Below are 19,983 nucleotides of genomic sequence, written 5' to 3'. Positions count from 1 at the left end.
CATGACCCTGCCACGTAGCCTTCCGTTTCTTGTTTGCCTGCTTGCGAGCCCACTTGCATTTTCCGCCGCGGCCGATCCCGATCCGGGTTTCGGACCCAACCCGGTGTTGCCGCAACCGGCCAAGACGCTGATTCCCACCGTACACATTGCCCCCGCCAAGGGCTGGCCCGACGGCGGCATGCCCAAGCCGGCGGCCGGTCTTGCCGTCAACGCCTTTGCCAGCGGCCTCGAACATCCGCGCTGGCTGTACGTGCTGCCCAATGGCGATGTGCTGGTTGCCGAAACCAATGCGCCGGCCAAGCCCGACGATGGGAAGGGCATCAAGGGCTTTGTGATGGGAAAAGTGATGAAGAAAGCCGGCGCCGGTGTGGCCAGCCCGAATCGCATTACGCTGCTGCGTGACAGCAATGGCGACGGTGTGGCCGAGACCCGTTCGGTGTTCCTCGAGAATCTGAATTCGCCGTTTGGCATGACCCTGGTCGGCAGTGACCTGTATGTCGCCACAACCGATGCCGTGCTGCGCTTCAAGTATGTCGAGGGCGCGACCAGCATCACGACACCGGGCACCAAGGTGGCCGACCTGCCGGCCGGCACCATCAATCATCACTGGACCAAAAACATCATCGCCAGCCGCGACGGCAAGCTGCTGTATGCGACGGTGGGCTCCAACAGCAACGTCGCTGAAAATGGCATGGCGGCCGAAGAACGTCGCGCCGGCATTCTGGAAATCGACCCCGCCAGCGGCAAGTCCCGCGTGTTCGCCTCCGGCCTGCGCAATCCGAACGGACTGGCCTGGGAGCCGAAGACCGGCGCCCTCTGGACCGCCGTCAATGAGCGCGATGAATTGGGCAACAACCTGGTGCCGGACTACATGACTTCGGTCAAGGACGGTGCGTTCTATGGCTGGCCGTACAGCTACTATGGAAACAACGTTGATGTGCGCGTCAAACCGCAACGGCCCGATCTGGTTGCCAGTGCGATTGCACCTGATTACGCGCTGGGCTCGCACACCGCGTCGCTTGGCCTGACCTTCAACGAGGGCAAGTTGCTGCCACCGCATTACGCCGGCGGCGCCTTCATCGGCCAGCACGGGTCCTGGAACCGCAACCCAAGCAGTGGTTACAAGGTCGTGTTCGTGCCGTTTGCCGATGGCCGCCCGAACGGCATGCCGGAGGACGTCCTGACCGGATTCCTGAGCGCGGACGGCAATGCTTACGGACGCCCGGTCGGCGTCACCATTGACCGAGTCGGCGCCTTGCTGGTGGCCGATGATGTCGGCAATGCGATCTGGCGCGTCACGCCAGCCGGAAAATAAGCGCGGCATTGCCAGGGGCTGGCGTTATTTCCGGCCGAAGTGGCGAAAGCGCTGGCTATTTCGTGGATCTCTGATATAGTCTCTGACTCAGACGCGGGGTGGAGCAGTCTGGCAGCTCGTCGGGCTCATAACCCGAAGGTCACAGGTTCAAATCCTGTCCCCGCAACCAAACATGCAAGCCTGGACCTTAAACGGTCCAGGCTTTTGTTTTTTCAGCGTCGATCAAGCAACTCATGTGCAGCGATTGCCGTCGGTAAGGTAACCTGTGCGCTTCCGTCAACGTCCTTCGATTGTGACCATGAACCCGACTTCCGTCCTCAAGCCCAATACCCTGCTCGCTACCCTCAACACCTATATCGTCGAAGACCTGTCGAGCGCCGACATCGTCACCACGTCGACGATTGCCGCCACCACGCTGGGCGACCTGGCCATGCCGGTGCTGCAGATGCTGACCGAAGCGGGGGCCGGGGCCGATGACATCGCCGTTGAATTTTTCCCGGACAAGGACGAGCCGGGCACGCCGGGCACGCTGTTCTTCTGGCCTGGTACGCGCACCCTGCAGCACAGCGCCTACAATGACGCGCACGGCGCCGAGTATTCGCTGCGACTGGCGGCGTTTCTGCCCGAGCGGGACGACGACGGCGCGGTCTATCCGGCCGGTTTTACCCTGACACTGAAGCTCGAAGCCTCGGCCTGCGACCTGATCCAGAAAATGCCGCCGGGCGTGTTCGAGCTGATCGAATCGGATTTCAAGGGCGCCGCGCTGCCATCCGGTTTCGAGTTCCTGGACGACAGCGAGCATGTGCCGGTGCTGCCGAACATGCGTCGCCAGTTCACCAAGGCGATTTCGCGCGCACATGCCGCCAGCAACAAACGGCGCGGCAACCGCTTCGAAGCCGTGATGATGCATTACATCTGGGACCGGATCGAACCGGAACAGCATTTCGATGCGGTGCTGGCCGCGCTGGTCAAGCTGTTCGTCGCACTGCATCAACAGGCGCGCAGGCAGGCATGACGTTTGCGAAGCTGGGCCTGATCGACCAGTTGCAGCGCAATCTGCAGACCCTGGGTTATGACACGCCGACAGCGGTGCAGGTGCAGGCCATTCCGGCGGTGCTGGCCGGGCGCGACCTGATGGCGGCGGCCCAGACCGGCACCGGCAAGACGGCCGCCTTTGCGCTGCCGCTGCTGCAGCGGCTGACCATGGAAGGCCCGCAGGTCACGGCCAATTGTGTCCGGGTGCTGGTGCTGGTGCCAACCCGCGAGCTGGCCGAACAGGTCCATCAGAGCTTTGCCGAGTACGGCATGTCGCTGCCACTGCGCACGCATGTGGCGTATGGCGGCGTCAGCATCAATCCGCAGATGATGAAGCTGCGCAAGGGCCTCGATGTGCTGGTGGCGACGCCGGGCCGCCTGCTCGACCTGCACCGGCAGAACGCGGTCAGGTTCGAGCAGCTGCAAACGCTGGTGCTGGATGAAGCCGACCGCATGCTCGACCTTGGCTTTGCGCGCGAATTGAATGAGGTGTTTGCCGCGCTGCCCAAGCGACGCCAGACCCTGCTGTTTTCCGCCACGTTTTCGGATGAGATCCGGGCGCTCGCCGGCGTCATGCTGGCCGACCCGGTACGCATCGAAATCAGCCCGCGCAACACCACCGTCAAGACCATCAAGCAGTGGCTGATCCCGCTCGACAAGAAACGCAAGCCCGAGCTGTTTTTGCATCTGCTGAAAAAGCACCGCTGGGGCCAGGTGCTGGTGTTCGTCAAGACCCGTCGCGGCGTCGATGAGCTGGTCGACATCCTGCTGGCCGCCGGCGTGCGCGCCGATGCGATTCATGGCGACAAGCCGCAGCCGGCGCGCCTGCGCGCACTCGAGCGGTTCAAGGCCGGCGAGGTGCAGATTCTCGTCGCCACCGATGTCGCGGCACGCGGACTGGATATCGATGACCTGCCGCTGGTGGTCAATTTCGATTTGCCGATCGTGGCCGAGGATTACATTCACCGCATCGGCCGTACCGGGCGTGCCGGCGCCAGCGGGCAGGCGATTTCGCTGGTCTGTGCCGACGAAGCGCCGCTGCTGGCCGCAATCGAAATGCTGACCAAACAGAACCTGCAGCGCATCGAAGAACGCGGCTTCGAGGCCGATCATCGCGTGCCGGAAACCAACGCCAGCGGACAGCTGGTCAAGAAACCGAAAAAGCCCAAGAAGCCCAAGGCCGGATCGTTTCGCGGACCGGCCAGATAAGCATGCCGTTTGTACCAAATCGATTCCTCGCGTACCTGTGCCTGGCGCTGAGCATGGCGCTGGTGGGCAGCTACGTCGCCCTGTCGAAACCGCTGGCGCTGGTGTTTCCGGTGTTCCTGCTGGCCTGGCTACGCTTTGGCATCGGCGCCGTCGCCATGCTGCGCTGGCTGAAGCGGCCCGCCACTGAACTGCCGCTGAGCGGCCACACCCGGCTGCTGGTGTTTCTTGAATCCTTTCTTGGCAATTTTCTGTTTACGCTGTGCATGATCACCGGCGTGAGCATGACCAGTGCGGTCTCCGCCGGCGTGATCATGTCGGCGATCCCGGCGGTGGTCGCGCTGATGAGCTGGGGTTTCCTCAAGGAGCGCATCGGTGCGCGCATCTGGGCCGCCGTGGTCTGCGGCGCGCTTGGCATCGGTTTGTTGTCACTGGCGACGAGCCCGTCTGCGACCGGCGCGCACGGCGATGCCTGGCTGGGCAATCTGCTGGTGTTCGCCGCAGTCTTGTGCGAAGCGGCCTATGCGATCATCGGCAAAAAACTGACCGACTCGCTCAGCCCGAAGCGCATCAGCGCGATCATCAATCTGTGGGGGTTGGCGCTGGTCACGCCGATGGGATTGTGGGCCGCGCTGCATTTTGATTTTGCCGTGGTGCGCGCACCGATCTGGGTGTTGCTGGTGTTTTATGGCCTGGCTGCCAGTGTCTGGACCGTGTGGCTGTGGATGACCGGGCTGAAAGTGATTCCGGCCAGTCAGGCCGGTGTGTTCACCGTGATGCTGCCGGTCAGCGCCGCGCTGGTTGGTGTGCTGGTGCTGGGCGAAACGCTGAGCCGGCTGCAATTGGTGGCGTTCGCGTTGGCGCTGGCCGGTGTGTTGCTGGCGACCCTGCCGGCGCCGCGCCGCGGCAACAACAGTTAGCATTCCTGCCAAAAAAAATTTCCGTGCAACCCTGGTAGCAATCCCGTGTGTCGAGCCGACACGTGCGAGAATGGCGCGCTTGCTCCGAGTAACCTTTTTTTGTCAGCAACCATGCCTTCCATCTCCCGTTTCGCGCTGCCGCTGCTTGGCCTCATGTCGCCCCTGGCGGCCCATGCCGTGGTCGATTCCCGCGCCGTCGCCGTGTGCGCCAGTCTCGCCGACAATGACAAGCGCCTGGCCTGCTTTGACCAGCTGGCCGAAGTCGACATGCGCCCGGTTGAGCCGACCGCTGCGCCAGCCGCACCAAGCGTACTGAAAACAGTGCCGCAGCCCACCGCGGAAACCTCCTTGCTGGCGCAGGAGTGGGAGCTGGGCAACGATCTCAAGCGCAACACCTTCAATTTTCGCTCCTACCGTCCGACCTATTTGCTGCTGGCTAATTACAGCGGTGCGCCGAATTACGCCCCGTTCATCAATGCCGGCATCGTCAAGACCGACGAGGACAAGCGCCTGCAACATGCGGAGCTGATGTTCCAGTTGAGCTTCAAGATGAAACTGGCCGAGGATCTTGCCGGCACGCCGTTTGACCTGTGGTTCGGCTACACCCAGCAAAGTTACTGGCAGGCCTACAACAAGAGCGCCTCCAGCCCGTTCCGCGAGACCAACTACCAGCCCGAGCTGATGGCGGTGGTGCCCGTCAATTTCCGCTTGCCGGGCATCACGGCACGCTTCGTCAACTTCGGCATGGTGCACCAATCGAATGGCCAGTCCGGCACGCTGTCGCGCAGCTGGAACCGGTTCTACGCCCAGGCAGGCCTGGAGGAGGGCCGCTTCACCTTGCTGGCGCGTGTCTGGAAGCGGCTTGATGGCGGCGGCAAGGACGACGACAACCCGGACATCCTCGACTACATGGGCAACGGCGATCTGCAGGCCAGCTATCGCCAGGGCGGCCACGAGTTTTCTTTGCTGGCACGCAAGAACTTCCGTACCTCGCGCGGCGCCACCCAACTCGGCTGGAACTTCCCGCTGTCACGCAATCTGAAGGGCTACGTGGAAATCTTCAGTGGCTATGGCCAGACGCTGATCGACTACAACTATTCGCAAAAGAGCGTCGGCACCGGCGTCACCGTCGATTTCTGATCTGATGCCGATTCGGCCTGCCGGGCCGGCAGGCTAGAACTGCTCCCAGTCGCTGTTGCCCGTCACGGGCGCAGCGACGCGCCGCAATGGCGCCGTGACGGCAGCCGGTTTGCGCGGTGCTGCAATCGACCGCGCCGCCGCTTTCGACGCTGGGACGGCCGTTGTGCTGACGGTGCGCGACTCCGTGCTCACGGCCAGCCTGTCCGCGCTCAGCTTGAATACACCCACCGTGTCGGCAAGTCTGCCTGACTGATCCTGTAGCGATTGCGCTGCCGCTGCTGCTTCTTCCACCAGTGCGGCATTTTTTTGCGTGACGTCGTCCATCTGTGTGATGGTCTGATTGATCTGTTCGATGCCGGCGGTCTGTTCCTGGCTGGCCGCGGTGATTTCGCTGATGATGTCCGATACGCGCTTGACGCTGTCGACCACTTCTTCCATGGTCGCACCGGCTTGATCGACCAGTCTGGAACCGGTGTCGACCTTCTGGACCGAATCGTCGATCAGGATTTTGATTTCCTTGGCGGCGGCCGCACTGCGCTGCGCCAGACTGCGCACCTCCGAGGCCACGACGGCAAATCCGCGCCCCTGTTCGCCTGCCCGCGCCGCTTCGACGGCGGCATTCAAGGCCAGGATGTTGGTCTGGAACGCGATCCCGTCAATGACGCCGATGATGTCGACGATCTTTCGCGCCGAGGTGTTGATCGACCCCATGGTTTCGACCACCTGCGACACCACGCTGCCGCCTTGGACGGCCACTTGCGACGCCGACATCGCCATCTGATTGGCCTGGTTGGCATTGTCGGCGTTCTGCTTGACAGTAGAGGTCAGCTCTTCCATCGACGAGGCCGTCTCTTCGAGCGATGCGGCCTGTTGCTCGGTGCGTGACGACAGGTCCATGTTGCCGGCGGCGATCTGGCCCGATGCAGTGGCGATCGCATCGGTGCCATTGCGCACTTCGGCAACGATTCTGGCGAGGCTGTTGCGCATCGCATCGATATTGAACAACAGGCTGGAGCGATCGCCGTCCTTGAGACTGATCGACACCGCGAGGTCGCCGCGCGCGATCTGACGGGTAATGTCGGAGGCGTAGGCTGGCTCGCTGCCCAGTTGCCGCAAGACGCCGCGGGTGATCAGCCAGGCGGCGAGGGCGCCGACGGACAGGGCGGCGGCAACGATGCCGAACATCAGGGTCCGCGCCGCCTGAAAGGCTTGGGTGGCATCCTTGCCGGACTCCTCCATCAGGCCGGTCTGATAGACCAGCAACTTGTCGAGCCCGTCGAAGGTTGCGCTTTGTGCGCCGCGCACTTCCTTGAGCAGCATCGTCTTTGCCTCGTCGAGCTTGTCCTGTTGTGCCAGTTTTGTGGTGGCATTGATCGCCGCCAGGTATTTCTCGACGGTGCCGGACAGATTTTTCATTAGCTGGATTCCTTCCTGACTTTGAATACTTTTCTCCAGCGCGTTCAGATTGTTATTCAGATTTTTTTGCGCATTATCGATTCGCGCGATTTCCTTTTTGTCTTCGCCGGCGTCGCTGATCAGCATGACGTTGCGGACCGCGCGGGCGATGACATTCAAATCGCCCTTGATGTCGTTGATGCGCATAATTTTCGGGTAACGGTTCTGGACGATGGTCCCGATGTGTTCATTGAGGTTTTCCATGCGATTGATGGAAAAGCCGACGGCCAGGATCAGCAACGCCAAAACAAGCGAGAAGCCGGCAATTAGGCGCGTGCTGATGTTCATGTTGGTCAGGGTCATTGTCATGCTCCGTATCGTCGCGATGTGAGGTTCCGAAGCCGCGTTGTTAGCGGGTTCGATCATTTTTGTAACCAATGGTAGTATTCAACGCATTAACTATCCGTAGTGATGGTTTGCGGCAACAGCCGGAAAAATATTCGGGTTGACTAAACGGGGATTCTGAAAGTTTCCCAAAGGAATCTTTCTTCGGTGGCGCGCACTTTTCCCGAAGGCTTGATCCAATGACAGGATTTGACTCGTGTCGGTCGCAGTGGCGCCGGGCCGGCGGGCCTATTGCTCATTTAGTTTCCCAATGTTATTTTGTGGCGGAAGTTGCACTGTTGACGATAACGACAGGCACTGCCAGGCAGACATAAAAGACGATTCGCTATCAGGAGACAAGACGATGTTTGATTTTTTGGCCAAGGAACACACGATCGCAGGCACCGGTTTCAACCGCTGGCTGGTCCCGCCGGCGGCATTGGCAATCCACCTCTGTATCGGCATGGCGTATGGCTTCTCGGTATTCTGGCTGCCACTGTCGAAGGCCATTGGTATCAAGGACCCGATCGCCTGTGCCAAGGAGATGCCTTTTTTCGCCGAGATTTTTGCCACCGGGTGTGACTGGAAAATCTCGATGCTTGGCTGGATGTACACCTTGTTCTTCGTGTTCCTGGGTTCGTCGGCCGCGCTGTTTGGTGGCTGGCTCGAACATGCCGGTCCGCGCAAGGCGGGGGTGGTGTCGGCACTGTGCTGGTGCGGCGGACTGGTGATTTCGGCGCTGGGCGTCTATACCCATCAGATTTGGATGCTGTGGTTGGGCTCGGGGGTGATTGGCGGTATTGGACTTGGCCTCGGCTATATTTCGCCAGTCTCGACGCTGATCAAATGGTTTCCGGACCGGCGTGGCATGGCCACCGGCATGGCAATCATGGGTTTTGGCGGCGGCGCGATGATTGGTGCGCCGTTGGCTGACAAGCTGATGAAATACTACGCAACGCCGGTCTCGGTGGGTGTCTGGGAAACTTTCCTGACCATGGCAGCAATCTATCTGGTGTTCATGCTGTGCGGCGCGTTTGGCTATCGGGTGCCGCCGGCAGGCTGGAACCCGGAGGGCTGGACGGCGCCACCGGCGCAAACCAATAACGCCATGATCACCGACAGGCACGTGCATTTGGCAACCGCATGGAAAACCAGGTCGTTCTGGTTGATCTGGGCGGTATTGATGCTGAACGTTTCGGCCGGCATTGGCATTCTGGGCATGGCTTCCCCCTTGCTGCAGGAAGTATTTGGCGGCCGCCTCATCGGTGTCGATCTCGCATTCAACGACCTGTCGACGGCGCAAAAAGGGCAGATCGCCGCCATCGCCGCCGGCTTCACGGGGCTGCTGTCGTTGTTCAACATTGGCGGTCGCTTTGTCTGGGCATCGTTTTCCGACTACATCGGCCGCAAGGCAACCTATCTGGTCTTCTTCGCGCTCGGGTTTGTGCTGTACGCGTCGATTCCCAGCGCCGCCCATGCCGGTTTGCTGGCGGTGTTCGTGCTTGCGTTCTGCATCATCCTGTCGATGTATGGTGGTGGCTTCGCAACGATTCCGGCCTACCTGGCCGACATGTTCGGTACCCAGATGGTCGGCGCAATTCATGGTCGCCTGCTGACTGCGTGGGCCACCGCAGGCGTGCTCGGACCGGTCTTGGTAAACTACATCCGCGAATACCAGATTGCGCAAGGCGTGCCCAAGGCGCAAGCGTACGATGTCACGATGTACATTTTGGCGGGCATGCTGGTGCTGGGTTTCATTTGCAATCTGCTGGTGCGTCCGGTCGCCGCCAAGGATTTCATGACCGATGCGGAGCTGGCCGAAGAACGCCGCCTGGCGCATGACCGCTCGGTCGCCAACAGTGTCGGTGGCGTCGGTGTTGCCAGTGCCGCGGCGAGTTCGCCGGGGGTTGCCGTGATGGCGTGGGCGGCGGTTGGTATTCCACTTCTTGTTGGCGTCTGGATCACGCTGCAAAAGGCCGCGATCCTGTTCAAGTAATCCGATCGAATCATCGAGGCCGGTTTTGAAACCTACCGTCATTCCGATCATCGCCGCGCCAGCCAGCCGGCAACGCAAGCGCGAGGCGCCGAAAGGGCGCCGGGTCCGGCCCGAGGCGCTGGCCGAGGTGCAAATGCTGCTGGGCGACGCGTCGCGCCAGCCGGATTTGCTGATCGAACATCTGCACCGGATTAACGATCACTTTGGCCAGCTGGCGACATCGCATCTGGCGGCGCTGGCGCAGGAAATGCGCATGTCGCAAGCGGCGGTGTATGAAGTGGCGACCTTCTATCATCACTTTTCGGTGGTGCGCGAAGATGCCGACGGCAAGATCCCGGCCGCCCCGGAAATAACGGTGCGCGTATGCGATGGCCTCAGTTGCGACCTGGCCGGCGCACAGGAACTGCTGGCGCGCTTGCCGACCTTGTTCGGCAAGGAAATCCGCGTCATCCCCGCGCCCTGTGTGGGCCGCTGCGAGCAGGCGCCGGCGGTGATCGTCGGGCAATGCCCGGTACCGCATGCCGACTGCGCAGCGGTGCAGGCCGCCGTTAGCGCAAAACAGACCGTGCACCATCCTGAAGCGGCGATCGATCTGGAACAATACCTGGAACATGGCGGCTACCAGTTGCTCAAGGACTGCCTTAGCGGCAAGCTGGAGCTTGAATCGGTATTGAAGGCGATGGAAGATTCCGGACTGCGCGGACTGGGCGGGGCAGGCTTCCCGGCCGGCCGGAAATGGCGCATCGTGCGCGCTGAAGTCGGGCCGCGATTGATGGCGGTCAATATTGATGAAGGCGAGCCGGGCACGTTCAAGGATCGCACCTATCTCGAACGCGATCCGCATCGTTTTCTGGAAGGCATGCTGATCGCGGCATGGGCGGTCGGCATTGATGACATCTACATTTATTTGCGCGACGAATACCACGGCTGTCGCGCCCTGCTGACCACCGAGATCGCCAAGCTGCAGGCCGCCGCACCGATGCGGGCGATGCCGCAAATCCACTTGCGACGCGGCGCCGGCGCCTATATTTGCGGCGAGGAATCGGCCATGATCGAATCGATCGAAGGCAAGCGCGGTATGCCCCGGTTGCGTCCGCCGTACGTTGCCCAGGTCGGCTTGTTCGGACGCCCGACGCTGGAGCACAATTTTGAAACCCTGTACTGGGTACGCCGGATTCTGGAAAAGGGCGGTCCATGGTTCGGCGCGCAGGGCCGCAACGGACGCAAGGGCTTGCGCTCATTCTCGGTGTCTGGCCGCGTCCGGTTGCCGGGGGTGCATCTGGCGCCTGCCGGCATCACCATCAACGAGCTGATCGACGAGCATTGTGGCGGGATGCTGGAGGGAGAGACGCTGTATGCCTACCTGCCGGGTGGCGCCTCGGGCGGCATCCTGCCGGCTTCGATGAACAACATTCCTCTCGACTTCGATACGCTGCAACCGCATGGCTGCTTCATCGGCTCGGCTGCCATCATCGTGCTGTCCGAGCGCGATTCGGTGGTCGACGCCGCGCGCAACCTGATGCGCTTTTTCAAGGAAGAATCCTGCGGCCAGTGCACGCCGTGCCGGGTAGGGACGGCCAAGGCCCTGACCCTGATCGAGCAACCGCGCTGGGACGTGAACCTGCTGGCCGATCTGTCGGCCGTGATGCGCGACGCCTCCATCTGCGGTCTCGGCCAGGCCGCACCCAATCCGGTCGACTGCGTCATCAAATACTTTCCGCATGAACTGAACCTGCCACAGGCCACATCATGAATGCCATCACCCGCAATGAGCGCTCAGCCATCCGGCTGCCGACCATCGATTTCACGCTCAACGGCCGCACCGTCAGCGCCCGTGGCAACGAGACCCTGATCGAGGTCGCCGAGCGCGAAGGCATCGAGGTGCCGCGCCTGTGCTATAAGGCCGGGCTCGACACCGCCGGCAACTGTCGCGCCTGCATGGTGGAGATCAACGGCGAACGCGTGCTGGCGCCGGCCTGCTGCCGCAATCCGAGTGCCGGCATGGTGGTCACCACCGACAGTCTGCGCGCCGTGAAAGCGCAGCAGATGGTGCTGGAAATGCTGCAGTCCGATATGCCGGAGACGGAATTCACACGGCATAACGAAGTCGATCAATGGGCCGGCAAGCTGGGCGTCGGCAAGCCGCGTTTTGCGCCGCGCACGGCGGTTGCGGCCGATCTGTCGCATCCCGCGATTGCGGTCAATCTGGATGCCTGCATCCAGTGCACGCGTTGCGTGCGGGCCTGTCGGGACGAGCAGGTCAATGACGTGATCGGACTGGCGTTTCGTGGCGCGCATGCCGCCATCGTGTTCGACATGAACGACCCGATGGGCGCCTCGACCTGCGTGGCCTGCGGCGAATGCGTGCAGGCCTGTCCGACCGGCGCCCTGATGCCGGCGCGCGCGGCAGCGCTGGTAGTGCCGGACAAGCAGGTGGATTCGGTCTGCCCATACTGCGGCGTCGGTTGCCAGCTCACGTATAACGTCAAGGACAACAAGATCCTGTTCGTCGAAGGCCGCGACGGCCCGGCCAATCACAAGCGCTTGTGCGTCAAGGGCCGCTACGGCTTTGACTACGCCCATCACGCCCAGCGCCTGACGGTGCCGCTGATCCGGCGCGACGATGCGCCCAAACGCGGTGAGTTCACGATGGACCCGGACCATGTGCTGGACGTGTTCCGCGAAGCGACGTGGGACGAAGCGCTGGCGCTGACGGCCAGCAAATTCCTGCAGATTCGCGATACGCACGGCAAGAAATCGCTGGCCGGTTTTGGCTCCGCCAAAGGCAGCAACGAAGAGGCCTATCTGTTTCAGAAGCTGGTGCGCACCGGCTTCGGCTCCAATAATGTCGACCACTGCACCCGGCTGTGCCACGCCTCTTCGGTGGCGGCGCTGCTCGAAGGGATTGGCTCGGGCGCGGTATCGAATCCGGTGATGGATGTCATCAAGGCCGAGGTCGTCATCGTCATTGGCGCCAACCCGACGGTCAACCATCCGGTCGGCGCGACGTGGATCAAGAACGCGGTCAACAACGGCACCAAACTGATCGTGATGGACCCGCGCCGTTCCGACATGGCGCGCCTGGCGCACCGTTTTGTGCAATTCAAGCCGGACACCGATGTGGCGCTGCTCAACGCCATGATGCATGTGATCGTGCACGAAGGACTGGTCGACCAGGGTTTCATCGACAGTCGCACCATCGGCTTCGACGCACTGAAGGCCAATGTCGAGGGTTACAGTCCCGAGTTGATGGCGCCGATCTGCGGCGTTGATGCCGAGCTGATTCGCTATGTCGCGCGCCTGTATGCGACCTCGAAGGGATCGATGATCCTGTGGGGCATGGGCATCTCGCAGCACGTGCATGGCACCGACAATGCGCGCTGCCTGATCGCGCTGGCACTGATGACCGGGCAGATCGGCCGGCCCGGCACCGGTCTGCATCCGCTGCGCGGCCAGAACAACGTGCAGGGCGCCTCCGATGCCGGACTGATTCCGATGATGTATCCCGATTACCAGCGCGTGGACAATCCGGCCGCGATTGCCAAGTTCGAGCAACTGTGGGGCGTGCCGCTGGATCGCCAGCCAGGCCTGACGGTGGTCGAGGTGATGAACGCGATCAAGGCCGGCAGCGTGCGCGGCATGTACATCATGGGCGAGAATCCGGCCATGTCGGACCCCGATGCCAATCACGCGCGCGAGTCACTGGCGGCACTGGAACATCTGGTGGTGCAGGATATTTTCCTGACCGAGACCGCCTACCTGGCTGACGTGATTTTGCCGGCCTCCGCCTTTCCCGAAAAAACCGGCAGCTTCACCAACACCGACCGGCTGGTGCAAATCGGTCGCCAGGCGCTGCAACCGCCCGGCCAGGCCAAACAGGATCTGTGGATCATCCAGCAGATTGCCGCGCGCATGGGACTGGACTGGCACTACGGCAGCGTTGCCGATGTATTTGACGAAATGCGCAGCAGCATGCCCAGCATCCATGGCATGCGCTGGGAACGACTCGAGCGCGAACAGTCGATCACCTATCCGTGTCACGAAGAAGGCGACCCGGGTGAGTCAGTGGTGTTTACCGATCACTTCCCGACCGAAAGCGGGCGCGCGCGCTTCGTTCCGGCCGACATCATTCCCGCCAACGAACGGCCCGACAGCGACTTTCCGCATGTGCTGATCACCGGCCGCCAGCTGGAGCATTGGCACACCGGCAGCATGACGCGCCGCGCTGCGGTGCTGGATGCGCTGGAACCCGACCCGGTGGCGCTGGTGCATCCGCTCGACCTGGCCGAACTGGGCGCACAGCCGGGCGACGTGATTACGCTGGAGTCGCGTCGCGGCCAGGTCAGCCTGTATGCGCGCGCCGACGACAGTTCGCCGCGCGGCGCGGTGTTCGTGCCGTTCTGCTACTACGAAGCGGCGATCAACCGACTGACCAATCCGGCGCTCGATCCATTCGGCAAGATTCCGGAGTTTAAGTATTGCGCCGTGCGGTTGCGGGTCGGCGGTGTGGTGGCGCCACAGACCAGTTTTGGCGGCGGGCAAATATTGGGGGGCTGAACCAACACGCGCCCGGCAAAAAAAAGGCGTGCTGCAATCGCACGCCCATGTCTTGGCAATGACTTCGGTTTATTTTTCGTTCTTGTGACTTTGGCGGCCGGCTTCGACGTGCTGTTCATGGGTGCCGCCCCGGCTGGAACCCGAGCTTGAGCCTGACCGGGATTTGCCCGATGACTGGTCGTCATCTGCAGATTGGCGCGAACCGCCGCCACTGCCGCCCTCATTCTTGTGACTTTGACGGCCAGCGTCGACCTGCTGTTCGTGGCTGCCGCCCTGGGTACCGGTGCTGCGGGAACCAGATTGCGAACCTTTTCTGGAACTCTGATCATCATCCTTGTCTTTTTGCGTTGCATCCATGCTCAACTCCTTGGGAAAGTAGTGGTGGCCTGTCGCCAGTGAATCGGCATGCACCATCCCATCAAACCGGATTGTGATGCACACGCGATGCACGCGGCAGAGCGGTCATGGTAGTCAACCAAAACTAAAAAACAATCTTGTCGGCCGGTGTCCTGATGCCGATCAATGATGGCGCGACTATGTCGCTGCGCAGGGAACTGTTCAGTCGCCGCGTAATACATCCACCATGCCGTCGAGCTTCTGCGAGTCGGCGCAGAAGGCTCGAATGCCTTCGGCCAGTTTTTCGGTCGCCATCGCATCGTCATTGCACATGGCGCGGAACGATTTTTCATCGAGCGTGATCTTTTGCAGATCGCTGGCCTGGGCGATTTCAGGGCTGAGCTTGCGGCTCAACGTGGCATTGCTTTCAGCCAGTTTTTGCAACAGGTCCGGGCTGATGGTGAGCAGGTCGCAGCCAGCCAGTTCGATGATCTGCGAGGTGTTGCGGAAGCTTGCGCCCATGACTTCGGTGCGGTAGCCGAACTTGCGGTAATAGCTGTAGATGCGCTTGACCGACTGTACGCCGGGATCGTCGGCGCCAATGTAATCGAGTCCGGTGGATTTCTTGTACCAGTCGTAGATGCGTCCGACAAAGGGCGAGATCAGCTGCGCCCCGGCATCGGCGCACGCAATGGCTTGCGGCAGTGCAAACAGCAAGGTCATGTTGCAACGAATCTGTTCCTTCTCCAGGATGGCGGCGGCGCGAATGCCTTCCCAGGTCGAGGCAATCTTGATCAGGATGCGTTCGCGCGGAATCCCGGCCGCCTCATACAGGGCAATCAGCTTGCGTCCTTTTTCGACGGTGCCAACCGTATCGAACGACAGCCGCGCATCGGTCTCGGTCGAGACACGACCCGGAATCAGTCGCAGGATTTCCAGGCCGAAGGCGATCAGCAAGCCATCGACGGTGGCGGCAGTCGACTGGCCGGCGTGATCGCGTACGGCCTGTTCCAGCAGATGACGATATTCCGGCTTCTGGACCGCCTTCAGGATCAGCGAGGGGTTCGTGGTGGCATCCTGCGGCGCGTACGCCTTGATGCTCTGGAAATCGCCGGTGTCGGCAACAATCGTGGTGAACTGCTTGAGCTGATCGAGTTGGTTCATGTGCGCGTCTGGAGAGGTCGGGGAGAACGGCTATTGTACGCAATCAGATTGGCGGGTCGGTGAGACTGGTCATTGTTGCCGCGTTGCGTGACGCATTGCGGCTGGCCAGCGCGGCGATGACGACGATCAGTTCCTCCGCCGCGACCGGCTTGGTGACGTGCATCTGAAAGCCCGCCGTCAGGGCGCGAATGCGATCCTCGCGCTGGGTAAAGGCGGTCAGCGCCAGCGCCGGGATGCGCTGCAGCGGCTGGCTGTTGTCGGCGCCGCTCCAGCAACGTATTTTCTGCAGCACCGCATAGCCATCCTCGCCCGGCATGGCGATGTCGCAAACCAGGATGTCGGGAAAATTGTTCGCCGACAGGGTGCGCAGCCATGTCATCGCGGCCTGCGCACTGGCAGCCGGAAAGGCGATAGCGCCGGCGCCGGTAAGCAAGGCGGTGAGCGAATCGCGCGCTTCGGGCTGGTCGTCGATGACCAGGACGCGCACCTCGGACAGCGAAGGCAATGGCACCAGCCGAGCATCGGCGTCGCTGCTGGCGGCGTCCTGATCGCGCCGCAACGGCAACCACAACGTAAAGCTGGAGCCCAGGCCCGGACCGGGACTGCTCGCTTCCACCTGACCGCCATGCAATTGCACCAGATGCCGCACCAGGAACAGTCCCAGGCCGAGGCCATTGTGGCGGCGCGTGCTGGAAGTATCGGCCTGACTGAAGCGGTCAAACAGTCTTGGCAGAAACTCCGGCGCAAGGCCCACGCCGCTGTCGCGCACCACCACGCACAGGCGGCTGCCAACCCGGCTGGCGCTGATCCAGACGTGGCCATCTTCGGGAGTGAACTTGATCGCATTCGAGAGCAGGTTCCAGATGATCTGCTGTATGCGGTCGGCATCGCCATCGATCTGTTCGGCGGTGATTGCATAGCTGCTCTCGAGATGAATGCCGCGCGCCGCCGCCGAAGCCCGCACGCTGTCGACGGCGGCGCGAATGACGGGCAACAGCGCAAGCGGCTGCTTCTCCAGGCGCAATTTTCCGCTCATCATGCGGGTGACATCGAGCAGGTCTTCGATCAGGCGGACCTGCTGCGCGATGCCGGTCTTGATGCCGTTGAGCGCACGCTGGGCCAGCGGGCTGGCGACCCCCTCGACGACCTGGTATTCAAGGACGTGGGTCCAGCTCTGGATGCCATTGAGTGGCGCGCGCAATTCATGCGAGACGATGGCCAGGAATTCATCCCGCGCACGTGTGGCTATTTCCGCCTGAATCCGCGCCCGCCGCTCGCGCGCCAGCAGATCATCACAATCCTGACCGGTGGACTGACGGGGCGGGGCGTTGTCATTGCTCTCCATCATTGCCTGTGTGTTGATGCTCCACATTGCGGTTAGCAGATACCGTACCGGGTGCTGCGCGTCTGTTGCCGGGCGCCTGGCCGCGCAGCGCGCCTGAAATTCTTACCGGACGCTGTAAAAATTACTTGCCACGACATGGTCGCCGCGGTGTCCCGGCCTCGTCGGCGGTCAGGCACGAATGGTGCTGTAGCAGGGTGTCTGGTTACAAGCAGAGTGTCATGAACATCGGGAAAATACAAATGGCGAGCACGCGGCCGCGCCAGTCCGGCGGCGTGGACGCAACGCGCAGCAGGCAGGCATGGCGACGCCGGCAAGGCTGGCTGCCGGCCAACATTCTATGAACGTCTTGAAAGGAGTAACCGTCATGGTGACAACCCAATATTCCTCCAGTGCAGAGTATCAGGAACACGGCTATGACTCAGCCGGCGCGGTGCTGCGGCGCTCGCTGTTCTCGGCCGTCCGGTGGGGCGCTATTCTGGCCGGCGTGGCCGCTGGCGTCTCGGTGCAGATCATGCTGACCCTGCTCGGTATTGCCACTGGCCTGGCCATCATGGACCTCGGCAATGGCATCAGCGCCACCGGACCCGTGTTGTGGGCCGGATTGTGTCTGCTGGTTGCGACCGTGGTGGGCGGTTATGTCGCGGCCCGGATGTCCGGTCTGAAGCGTCGCGTCGATGGTGTCCTGCATGGCATCGTATCGTGGGCCGTCACGATTCTGCTGTTTGCCCTGCTGGCGGCATCGATCGGTGGCGGCATCGTCAGTGGCGTCTTCACGCTGGCGCCGACGCTGATGCAAAGTGCCCGTCCCGGTGCGCCGCTGGCGGGGATGCTGGGCGGACAGGCCGGCCGGGTCGATGCAACAGTCTTGCAGTCGCTTGAGCAGGACATTCAGGCAGGCCGGCGCGAACCGGCAATCACCGCCTTGACGCGCGCAATGGGGATGGACCAGGATCGTGCCGCCATGCTGGTCGACCAGGCGCTGATCGTGGCCGGGCATCCGGAAAGTGCCGCTCCGGGTGCCCGGACGGCGGCAGAGGAGGCGGTGCGCCGGACCGGGTATGCAGCCTGGATGGTCTTCGCCGCCGTCACGCTGGCGATGGTCGGTGGTGTCCTGGGTGGCTGGATGGGGGTTGCCGGCTCGGCCCGGCGCACGCTGCACGGCACGCGCGGACGGGTTGGCGGCATACCGGCTTCAGCCTGACGGCGGTGTAGCGCAGGGGGGGATTCCCTTGCGTGCCGCCGGTCCGGCTGCGCCACGCGCGTCACGAGGTCATCGTGGCGCGGCGCGACGCATTTTCTTCGCTGCGTGCAACTGCTTTCAGACAAAATGCGACGCACCCTGAAAATGCTTCGTCGTACCAGGATTTGGCGCCACTGACGCTGACTGTAATGCCATCGAGCACGGTGCTGCCGCACAGCACCGTGTCGTGCGGGGTCAACAAATAGGGGCGGGTTTCCTGCTCGGCCTGACTCCCCATGCCGCAGCACCAGGAGGTGCGCGCCCGTGCCCGCGCGAAGGCAGCATAGTCGGCGTCGCGTGCCGCAGGATCGCCCAGTGCGAATTCATACAGCACCGCTTCATCGAAGCTGGCCGTTGCCGGCGTCAATGCCGGATCCATGATGACGATATGCAGGAAGCCGCTGGCATCGATGGCGGGATTGCGAATCGCCTTCTCAATCATCGGCAACGCCAGGCCGACTGCCTGCTCGGCCATGTCGCGGGTGAGCCGGAAGTTTGTGGTGACTGTCATGCAGAGTCCTCGATCGGGGTCGCGCCAGCGCGGCTAGATGCTGTCTGTGACCAGTTGCAGTGCCGCGTTCCATTGGGCGGTGAAATGACGCATGCCGAAACGTTCGCGCGCGCGTCGCTGCGCGCCACGTCCGAGCACAAAGGCATAGTGCGGATCCTGCAGCAATTCATGCATGACGGCCTCCAGCTTGCGCAAGTCGGTATCCACATAACCGGACACGCCGTTGTCGATCAGGCCTGACATTTCCGCAGTGGCGATGCCGATGACCGGCATGCCGATCAACATGGCTTCAATGACGGCAATGCTCACGCCAGCGTACCGGGCGGGATGAAACAGAAAGCGAAACTGCGCCGCGAAGTCGGTCAGTGCGGCTGGCGCCATGTCGCCATGCCCACCGAATTCTTCGGAACCCGCGCCCACCAGTTCAAGCGGAACGGTGAGGCTGAACTGGCGATAGAGATCGCTGCCATGGCGTCGTCCGCGACGCGCCAGATGATGGGCAACGACCAGGCCGCTGGCATGCTCACCGCGGTATTGCACGTCGGGAAAGACGGCGGCACCGTATTCGATGATACGTGTCGGCTGGTCGCCGTTATCCCACATCAGTTGATTGAATGGCGACACATGCACCAGCAGCATGGACGGATCGTCGGCCGGGTGGCGCGCATCGGTCGGGTGCGCGCAGGGCGCATCGTGTTCGAGAAAAATCCGTGGCAACTGTCGCTGCGACTCGCTCAGGTACAGGTACTGGTCTTCCAGATAATGTCGGCTATGCTGAAAAAGGATGCAATCGAACTGCTTGAAACGGGCCTGTTCGACTGGCACGACATGGACGTTTTCGCCCCATTGCCACGCGCCATGCCGACCCCGGTCGCGCAACGGATGCTGCGCGTTGGTCATCAGATGAAAGTGATGCGGCAACTGGCACAGTGACTGCAGGTAGTGGTCCGGGGCAGGCCACGTAAGGATGTTGAGCGCGCGCATTCAGTCAGCGTGACGAGAAGAGATCGGGGCGCCTGCGGTGTCGTGCAGGTCGGAAGAAAAGGGGCTTGGCGTTCGCATGGTTTTCTGGATGCGAGTGTGCAATCAGGTGCTTCGAGTGTAATGAAACCAGCATGCGTGGTGTTGCGCTTGCGCAGAGTTCGACGCGGTTGCCGGATGACAGCGGCGCCACCGGAACTGGTCCCCGCAGCGCGGTATTGCGGCAGGAAATGTTGCGCCGGCGGCGGTGAGATTGACCGCCGCGCGTAAAAGCCAATCCAGCGCAAGGTTGAGTGATTTGTATGGAACTTCTTTTGTTTATGGAGTCTCTCTGGCTCTAAGGATCGCGACGGGTCGTACGTCTCATTCGCCGTGGCGCTGCAGATGGCGGACTTCGGCATCGACCTGGTCGCGTTTGTTTGAGTCCGCATGTGTGCGGCAATTACCAGGAGGGAAGT

At 62.1% G+C, this 19,983-nt stretch carries 15 protein-coding genes and 1 tRNA gene; 10 read left to right on the top strand and 6 right to left on the bottom strand.

Annotation, left to right across the window (positions count from 1 at the left end; translation table 11 throughout):
- Nucleotide 1 precedes the first annotated feature (1 nt).
- The 6 genes from RCH09_RS09405 to RCH09_RS09380 all read left to right on the top strand — a co-directional run bounded on the left by RCH09_RS09405 (nucleotide 2) and on the right by RCH09_RS09380 (nucleotide 5,616).
- Nucleotides 2-1,315, top strand: a complete 1,314-nt coding sequence (locus RCH09_RS09405; RefSeq protein ID WP_326940816.1) for a PQQ-dependent sugar dehydrogenase — start codon at nucleotides 2-4, stop codon at nucleotides 1,313-1,315.
- Nucleotides 1,316-1,407: 92 nt separating this feature from the next.
- Nucleotides 1,408-1,484 (top strand) — tRNA-Met (locus RCH09_RS09400).
- A gap of 129 nt (nucleotides 1,485-1,613) precedes the next feature.
- Nucleotides 1,614-2,330, top strand: coding sequence for a hypothetical protein (locus RCH09_RS09395; RefSeq protein ID WP_326940815.1), 717 nt, complete (start codon nucleotides 1,614-1,616; stop codon nucleotides 2,328-2,330).
- The gene (locus RCH09_RS09390) at nucleotides 2,327-3,559 is read left to right on the top strand and encodes a DEAD/DEAH box helicase (RefSeq protein WP_326940814.1); all 1,233 of its coding nucleotides are present in this window, start codon (nucleotides 2,327-2,329) and stop codon (nucleotides 3,557-3,559) included. Before RCH09_RS09395 ends, RCH09_RS09390 begins: the two co-directional genes overlap by 4 nt.
- 2 nt (nucleotides 3,560-3,561) lie before the next feature.
- Nucleotides 3,562-4,476 carry a DMT family transporter gene (locus tag RCH09_RS09385; RefSeq protein WP_326940813.1) on the top strand — a complete coding sequence of 305 codons (915 nt, stop codon included), beginning with the start codon at nucleotides 3,562-3,564 and terminating at the stop codon, nucleotides 4,474-4,476.
- A gap of 111 nt (nucleotides 4,477-4,587) precedes the next feature.
- On the top strand, nucleotides 4,588-5,616 hold the full coding sequence (locus RCH09_RS09380) for a phospholipase A (RefSeq protein WP_326940812.1): 1,029 nt from the start codon (nucleotides 4,588-4,590) through the stop codon (nucleotides 5,614-5,616).
- A gap of 33 nt (nucleotides 5,617-5,649) precedes the next feature.
- On the opposite strand, the gene RCH09_RS09375 is transcribed toward RCH09_RS09380, so the two are convergent.
- Nucleotides 5,650-7,374 (bottom strand): methyl-accepting chemotaxis protein, encoded by a 1,725-nt coding sequence (locus tag RCH09_RS09375; protein WP_326940811.1) that lies wholly within the window; start codon nucleotides 7,372-7,374, stop codon nucleotides 5,650-5,652.
- A 385-nt stretch (nucleotides 7,375-7,759) separates the two neighbouring features.
- On the opposite strand from RCH09_RS09375, the gene RCH09_RS09370 reads away from it, so the two are divergent.
- The 3 genes from RCH09_RS09370 to fdhF are packed head-to-tail and all read left to right on the top strand — an operon-like array spanning nucleotide 7,760 to nucleotide 13,948.
- A complete protein-coding gene (locus tag RCH09_RS09370; RefSeq protein ID WP_326940810.1) occupies nucleotides 7,760-9,391 on the top strand; it encodes an OFA family MFS transporter in 1,632 nt (543 codons plus the stop codon).
- Between the two features lie 25 nt (nucleotides 9,392-9,416).
- Nucleotides 9,417-11,144, top strand: a complete 1,728-nt coding sequence (locus tag RCH09_RS09365) for an NADH-ubiquinone oxidoreductase-F iron-sulfur binding region domain-containing protein (protein ID WP_326940809.1) — start codon at nucleotides 9,417-9,419, stop codon at nucleotides 11,142-11,144.
- Nucleotides 11,141-13,948 (top strand): formate dehydrogenase subunit alpha, encoded by a 2,808-nt coding sequence (fdhF, locus tag RCH09_RS09360; RefSeq protein WP_326940808.1) that lies wholly within the window; start codon nucleotides 11,141-11,143, stop codon nucleotides 13,946-13,948. The genes RCH09_RS09365 and fdhF overlap by 4 nt, the downstream gene beginning before the upstream one ends.
- Before the next feature lie 69 nt (nucleotides 13,949-14,017).
- On the opposite strand, the gene RCH09_RS09355 is transcribed toward fdhF, so the two are convergent.
- From RCH09_RS09355 to RCH09_RS09345, 3 genes are all read right to left on the bottom strand, one after another.
- Nucleotides 14,018-14,305, bottom strand: a complete 288-nt coding sequence (locus RCH09_RS09355; RefSeq protein WP_326940807.1) for a hypothetical protein — start codon at nucleotides 14,303-14,305, stop codon at nucleotides 14,018-14,020.
- A gap of 201 nt (nucleotides 14,306-14,506) precedes the next feature.
- A complete protein-coding gene (gene tal, locus RCH09_RS09350; protein WP_326940806.1) occupies nucleotides 14,507-15,448 on the bottom strand; it encodes a transaldolase in 942 nt (313 codons plus the stop codon).
- Between the two features lie 43 nt (nucleotides 15,449-15,491).
- Nucleotides 15,492-16,820, bottom strand: a complete 1,329-nt coding sequence (locus RCH09_RS09345) for a hybrid sensor histidine kinase/response regulator (RefSeq protein ID WP_326940805.1) — start codon at nucleotides 16,818-16,820, stop codon at nucleotides 15,492-15,494.
- Between the two features lie 337 nt (nucleotides 16,821-17,157).
- Here RCH09_RS09345 and RCH09_RS09340 point away from each other — a divergent pair, with 337 nt between their 5' ends.
- Nucleotides 17,158-17,994 carry a hypothetical protein gene (locus RCH09_RS09340; protein ID WP_326940804.1) on the top strand — a complete coding sequence of 279 codons (837 nt, stop codon included), beginning with the start codon at nucleotides 17,158-17,160 and terminating at the stop codon, nucleotides 17,992-17,994.
- Between the two features lie 61 nt (nucleotides 17,995-18,055).
- Here the strand turns inward: RCH09_RS09340 and RCH09_RS09335 are convergent, their stop codons facing one another.
- Both RCH09_RS09335 and RCH09_RS09330 read right to left on the bottom strand, forming a co-directional pair.
- Entirely contained in the window at nucleotides 18,056-18,544 is a 489-nt protein-coding gene (locus RCH09_RS09335) for a hypothetical protein (protein ID WP_326940803.1), read from the bottom strand.
- 33 nt (nucleotides 18,545-18,577) lie between these two features.
- Nucleotides 18,578-19,528 carry a glycosyltransferase gene (locus RCH09_RS09330; RefSeq protein ID WP_326940802.1) on the bottom strand — a complete coding sequence of 317 codons (951 nt, stop codon included), beginning with the start codon at nucleotides 19,526-19,528 and terminating at the stop codon, nucleotides 18,578-18,580.
- Nucleotides 19,529-19,983: the final 455 nt, after the last annotated feature.

Source organism: Actimicrobium sp. GrIS 1.19 (assembly GCF_035984655.1).
Lineage (GTDB): Bacteria > Pseudomonadota > Gammaproteobacteria > Burkholderiales > Burkholderiaceae_D > Actimicrobium.
Note: the sequence above shows the minus strand (reverse complement) of the source record. Positions and strands in the feature narration are given on the sequence as shown.